The sequence below is a fragment of the Phaeodactylibacter sp. genome (genome assembly GCF_040219495.1).
GTDB lineage: Bacteria > Bacteroidota > Bacteroidia > Chitinophagales > Saprospiraceae > Phaeodactylibacter.
Window position 1 is genome coordinate 46,494 of record NZ_JAVJSK010000059.1, and the last position, 6,204, is coordinate 52,697.

Genomic DNA, 6,204 nt, shown 5'->3' on the forward strand with positions numbered 1-6,204 from the left:
GGGAAATAATTCTTTGAATAATACCAAGGTTGTACGTTTGCTTCAAAGCCTTTCACCCAAAGAAGCGAAAGATTTTGCGCAGTGGCTAACTTCCCGATCCCCATCGGGTAACAGTGCGCCTCAAAAGTTGTTGGCTGTGCTGTTGTCGTACCATCCGGATTTTCCCGCAGTAGCGCTTGAAAAAATGGCAGTTTTTAAAAAAAGCTTTCGGGGCAGAGGCTATTCGGGCAATTATCTGCGCAAACAGTGCAACGCCCTTTACGTGGCTTTGCAGGACTGGCTGGTGCAGCAACAAGCTAATCGGCAATGGGAGGAATTGCTGTTTCTCAGGCAATTGCAGGAGCGGAAATCTGATCATGATTTTCAATTGTTCCTTAACCCAGCAAAAGAATCCCTGGAGCAGTACCCTTATCGCGATGCGGAATACTTTGAAAGAACTTATCTACTGGCTCAGGAGCAGGACCGCTTTTTCGGCCGGCAGCAGGAACGCCGCTATGATCCTGCCTTGCAACGACAATCGGATGCGTTGGATCATTATTTTATTATACAAAAACTACGGCTTGCCTGCGAAATGCTCAATCGCAACCGAATTATTCAAGCCGATTATGCGCCGCATTTATTACCCGAAATATTAAAGGTCATTAAACAGGAAACCCGATTCCGGGAGGTTCCCGCTATTGCGATTTACTGGCAGGTTTGGCGCAGTTTACAAGCGGATTTTTCGATGGAAGATTACCAGGAATTTGTCGACTTGCTGTTGGTACATCCTTCCACTTTCCCTCCTGAAGAAATGCGTGAGATTTACCGCTATGCACAGAATTACTGTATTCGTCAGATCAACGGGGGGCAGCGAGATTTTTCACAACACCTGTTGAAGCTCTACCAGCATCAGCTGGACCGTGGCTTATTCTTACTGGACGGTATTTTTCCTGCTAATGATTTTAAGAATATCATCACTCTCGGGCTACAGCTAGAAGCTTTTCCATGGATACGTGAGTTTCTGGAGGATTATCGACAGTACCTGTCTCCTGTCCAAGCCGACAATATCTATAATTACTCCTTAGCACAGTTTTATTACACCACAAAGACTTATGACAAGGCGGTGGACCTCTTGCGCGAAGTCCAGTTTACTGACCGATACTATGATATTAATGGAAGTATTATGCTCCTGAAAATCTACCTGGCCCAAAAAGACTATTTTTCCTTTCATTACTTCCTGGACGCCTGCAAGATCAGAATGCAACGCAATCGCGAGGTGGCGGCAGACTATCGAAAGTCGATCATTAATTTCCTCAAAATCTGTAAACGAATTGCTGACCTGCAAGAGCGGAGCCCTTATCTTAGTACCGCTCAGTACCAGCGGCGCCACCAAAAAATTGAGCAGCAAATGACAACAGTCAGGCCACTTTTTGACCAATGGTGGCTGCAACAAGAACTGGGGAAACTAGCTCAAGGGAATTGATCTACTGAGCTTTGGGGAGGGAACCCAATCAAATCTGCATCCTGCTTATCCCTTGCAGACGATCCCTTTACCTCAGGTAAGACCCTCCATTTGCATCTAGAATGCAGCCAGTCGTATACGCCGCCTGCTCTGAAGCCAGAAAGAGAATACAATGTGCCATTTCCTCCGGTTGGGCGACCCGGCCGTTGGGGACCTGCCCCCGGATAGCCGCACCACTTTCGCCTTGCAGATGCCCGGCGGTCATGTCTGTTTCGACAAAGCCGGGAGCCAGGGTGCCGATGAAGATGTTGTGCGGAGCCAGGGCTTGCGCCAGCGACTGCGCCAGTGCATTCATCCCCGCCTTGGAAGCACCATAGGCCGGGTGAGTGGGTTCTCCGCGAAAGGCACCACGGGAAGAAACAAAAACGATACGCCCGCCGCCCTGTTCAATCATTCGCCGGGCCACACAGTACGTCACGTTGGCCGCCCCGGTGAGGTTGGTATCCATCGTCTGTTGCCAGGCAGCCTGCCATTCTTCGTAGTCTACTTCGGCGAGCGGATGGGGGATGAAGATGCCGGCATTGTTAACCAGGATGTCAATACCGCCCATTTCCGCAGAAACGGCGTCGACCATCCCGGCAACGGCTTCCGGGTGGCTGATGTTGGCTTTCACGGCAAAGTGGCCTTCACCGGTGAGGCTGTCGATGGTGGCCCCGGCAGCAGCTTTGTTGCTGTTGAAGTTGATAGCGACGCGTGCGCCTGCTGCTGCAAATGCCTGGGCAGCAGCTTTGCCAATGCCTCTGGATCCACCTGTAATCAAAACACGTTTGCCTGAGAAATTCATAGACTGGAGGGTTTACCGCAATAGTGCAAAAAGGAATTGAACGTAGACAATCTTGGTGATCAGGGAGACCGGCAGCATTAGCGTGAAGCCAATATTTGGGAGCTTGTTGCCTGCTTTTTCCAGGGCAAAATCGAGGACTGCTGGTTGGCTTGCGACCATGCCGGTCAGAAAACTGAACGGTATTTTCAGGAGCTTGTAGCCAATAAACAAAGTGGCAATGGCTGTGATGAAACTGATGATCGTTCCGGCCAGGAAAATAATACCACCACCGCCCTGCGCTACCGTATCCACAAAGGTATGCCCTGAATTCACACCCACACCTGCCAGCAGAAGGATCAGCCCGATTTGCCGTAGCGTAAGGTTAGCGCTGTAGGGCAACGTCCATACAATGGGGCCGGTGCGCCGCAGTGCGCCTAAAATGAGTGCCACGATGATGGGGCCGCCTGCAAACCCCAGCTTAAACGAAGCATCTCCGGGCAACTGAAAGGTGATCATGCCCAAGAGCAGCCCAAGCGCCATGCCCAGGCCAAAACTCAGCAGATTAATACGGCTGAGGGCATCATAAGAGTCACCGAAGAGCTTAGAAATCCTTGGGATATCCTGCCGCCGGGCCACAAAGCGGACCCGGTCGCCTAATTCCAGAACGAGCTTGGAGTTAGCCAGCAAATCAATATCGCCTCTTCTAACGCGGGTAATGATGGCGGCAAAACGTTCATTCAGGTTCAGGGTAGATAAGCGCTCGCCGGCAATATCCGGATTGGAGACAAATATCCTTCGGGTGTCGTATTCTGACCGATCGGAGGACAGGCGGAACGGCACATTTTTACCAAGCAGCTGAGTGACCCGCTCGATTTCCTCTTCATCGGCTACCAGGGCCACCTGATCACCAACCTGCAAGGTGGTATCGTAATTGGTCAGCAGGGTCTCGTCTCCCCGGACCAAGCGGCCAAAAACCACATTTGCACTGAGTTGCCGTTTCAAATCCCGGAGCGGGATGCCTGTAACATCAGGCTGGGTAATTTCCACTGTCTTACTGGTCACCGTTTGCCGGACAGGGTATTCCTGCTTGAGTTCACGTTCTTCTGCGAGGTAATCAATCTTGAGCAGCCGCTGCATGACGTTAATGGCGATCATCACTCCGATCACGCCCATAGGGTAGGAGAGGGAGTAGCCGATCACCGCTTTTTCACTCATGGATTTAGAAGCCAGAGTATCCAAATTAGCATTGCTGATGGCATCTAAAAGACCGGCAAGGGCCGGTGTATTGGTGGTGCTGCCGGCATAAAGCCCGGAGGTAGTGCTGGCATCAAAACCAAACACAAAGTGCAGCCCAAAAGCAATAGAAGCTGAGAGCGTGAGCATGACAATAACGAAAATAATATCTCTCGATCCCCGCTGTCTGAAGGTCGCGAAAAAGCTCGGCCCGCTGCTCAAACCGATGGTGTACACAAACATGGCCAACCCCAAAAAAATGATGATGTCAGGAATGTGAAGGTCAGGGCTAAGCCCGCCTACGCCCAGGCCCACGAAGAGCACAGCTGCCACACCCAGGTTGCTCCCCCTGATGCGTATACTGCCCACACCATAGCCCAGGCCAGCTACTACGAATAATAGCAATAGAGGGTTCTCGATGAAGGCGTCAACCATAGAGTTGTTTTATTTCAGATTGCCTACGTATTTGAAGATCCGGCTCCAGTTGATGCCATTGCCGATAGATCCTTCTTTTGTAGAGAACCAGATGATGATGGGCTTCCCGACGATATGGTCTTCGGGGACGAACCCCCAAACCCGGCTGTCTTCCGAGTTGTGCCGGTTGTCGCCCATGGCCCAGTAATAATTCATTTTGAAGGTATACTCGTCAGTGGCTTCACCATTGATGAAGATTTTTCCATCCCGGATGGCCAGGTCATTCCCTTCGTACACCCCAATAATGCGTTTGTAGAGGCTAATGTTCTCTGGGCTTACTTTTATTGTGGCACCTTTTTGTGGTACATAGACGGGCCCGTAGTTGTCTACCGTCCAGCCAGGGAAATGCTTCGGGTCATGGGGGAATAGCTTCTCAGGGTTGGTGTCGAGCTGCCCCATGTCCATAGGCTCGATGGTGATATTTTCGTCCAGGGCCTGTATTTTCGCTTTCTGCTCATTGGAGAGCACAATGATGAACGTGGTGTTGCCCTGCTGGGCTATGATGTCTTCACCCGAAATACCCCAGTCAGAAAACTGCCGGGTATTGATGGCCGTATTGGGGAAGTTGACCTGGTACATGTACTGCAGGTACTCCGGGTTTTCTGCCGGTTGCCCGTTGATATAGACCTGCCGGTCCCTGATTTCCAGGCTGTCCCCGCCCACGGCAATCGCCCGTTTGATGTAGTGGTCTTTTTTGTCCATTGGGCGGACGATGAGCTTTTTGTTGCCACTCTTGATTTGCCGGGCGTACTGTGGCGGGATGGCGCCCCGCTCGTAGTCATGGATACTCCAGGTCCGGCCAGGGAAGATGTAGACGCTGTCGCCCTCCGGGTAGTTGAACACAATCGGGTCCTTGCGGTCAATGCTTTCCAGGGCCGGCAGCCGGTAATAAGGGAGCTTGGGCTTCTTAAGGTAAGACTCTGAATTGATCACCGGAGCACGGTTGTGCAGCAGCGGGATCATCGCTATCGTTTCCGGTGTACGGATACCATAGTGGGCTTTGCTCACAAAGAGGAAATCCCCCACCAGCAGTGAGCCCTCCATCGATGAAGTCGGGATTACATAGGCCTCAATCAGGAACATACGGATAAAGGCTGCCGCAAAAACGGCAAAAATGACTGCCTCTGCCCATTCCCGGACCTGAGATTTATGGTAAGGATTGTTGCTTTGTAGCTTTTTCAGCTTGCGGGTTTGTTTGTCTTCCTGTGCCTCTGCCAACTGATGTTTATACTCCGCTTCCTTCACCAGGGTAGGCCCGTCGTAGGCTTCCCCTTCCTTAAAGGCCAGGTAGAAAAAGTAAAAAGGCGCAAAAAGCACGGCCAGCACGCTGTCGAGAAAGCCGTAGTGCCGGAAAGACCGCACCATATCAATCGCCATACCTGCGTAGATGAAAATATTGACGATCGGGAACAACAGCCATGCGGCGTGGCTGCCCTTGCGGCCGATGAGCTTGCACCACTCAACGAAATTAAGACCGGGCACCAGCCCCTTCCAGCCGTCTACACCTGCCTTCGGAAACAGAAAGTAAAGGCTGATGCTGAGCAGGATATAGCTAATCAATAAAAAGAGAAAGAAACCCATGGATGTTGATTTACTTTTGGTAACGCGCAAATATACTCCTTATGCTTTGGTTTGCAACACCAATTAATGGTCTAATCGGGCGCTGTGCAGTACCCTGCTAATGGTCTTGCAGTGCAATTGCCGGAGCGTTCCGTTTTGAAAAACGCATTCCTGCACCCGTCATTGCCACCAATTGGATGAATGGTCGTTTTCTTTAGGGCCAATCTGCCGGGTATTCAGATAAACGGGAAGACCTCCAACTTGCAGAAGGTTGTCAGACTATAATTAAGGAGTGGCTACTGCCCCCCGGGTCAGCTTACGCTTACGCCAATCGCTAAATAGCTATTGGTAGTCGAAAAAAGTAGCCGCTTAGCGCAAAAGTGTTTATTATGGGTATCGTATCAATTTGAACTAGAATTTAGGAATGTAGGTTTTGTATAGGTCATGGATCAAGGTTTTTTGTCAGATCCAAGAGCGCCCGGAACCGAGACTTCAGAAAGGGGGGGCTTTAATGCCCTTTCTTTGTGTAGCTACTAAGAGCGTGTTGGGACTTTAGTAATCGGCCTGCAAACTACACTTTTTTGCTTATACTTCGTCCCGAAAATCCTCATTTAGCTAAGGCTAAACTCCGGTTTTCGTGCCTCGTCTAACCAAAAAATTGTTAGTTTTCGAC

At 50.7% G+C, this 6,204-nt stretch carries 4 protein-coding genes; 1 reads left to right on the forward strand and 3 read right to left on the reverse strand.

Annotation, left to right across the window (positions count from 1 at the left end; all coding sequences use genetic code 11):
- The first annotated feature begins 184 nt into the window (after positions 1–184).
- Positions 185–1,462 (forward strand): hypothetical protein, encoded by a 1,278-nt coding sequence (locus tag RIC19_RS08905; RefSeq protein WP_350177955.1) that lies wholly within the window; start codon positions 185–187, stop codon positions 1,460–1,462.
- Between the two features lie 67 nt (positions 1,463–1,529).
- On the opposite strand, the gene RIC19_RS08910 is transcribed toward RIC19_RS08905, so the two are convergent.
- From RIC19_RS08910 to lepB, 3 genes are read right to left on the reverse strand one after another with little or no spacing between them, the layout of a single operon-like run.
- Positions 1,530–2,285, reverse strand: a complete 756-nt coding sequence (locus RIC19_RS08910; RefSeq protein WP_350177956.1) for an SDR family NAD(P)-dependent oxidoreductase — start codon at positions 2,283–2,285, stop codon at positions 1,530–1,532.
- Between the two features lie 12 nt (positions 2,286–2,297).
- On the reverse strand, positions 2,298–3,932 hold the full coding sequence (locus RIC19_RS08915; RefSeq protein WP_350177957.1) for an aspartate:alanine exchanger family transporter: 1,635 nt from the start codon (positions 3,930–3,932) through the stop codon (positions 2,298–2,300).
- Between the two features lie 9 nt (positions 3,933–3,941).
- Positions 3,942–5,552, reverse strand: coding sequence for a signal peptidase I (gene lepB / locus RIC19_RS08920; RefSeq protein WP_350177958.1), 1,611 nt, complete (start codon positions 5,550–5,552; stop codon positions 3,942–3,944).
- Positions 5,553–6,204 lie beyond the last annotated feature (652 nt).

What these genes read in the sequence shown, in the direction of transcription:
- RIC19_RS08910 (WP_350177956.1), bottom strand. Translation starts at nt 2,285, where the DNA reads ATGAATTTCTCAGGCAAACGTGTTTTGATTACAGGTGGATCCAGAGGC.
- RIC19_RS08915 (WP_350177957.1), bottom strand. Translation starts at nt 3,932, where the DNA reads ATGGTTGACGCCTTCATCGAGAACCCTCTATTGCTATTATTCGTAGTA.
- RIC19_RS08905 (WP_350177955.1), top strand. Translation starts at nt 185, where the DNA reads ATGGCAGTTTTTAAAAAAAGCTTTCGGGGCAGAGGCTATTCGGGCAAT.
- lepB (WP_350177958.1), bottom strand. Translation starts at nt 5,552, where the DNA reads ATGGGTTTCTTTCTCTTTTTATTGATTAGCTATATCCTGCTCAGCATC.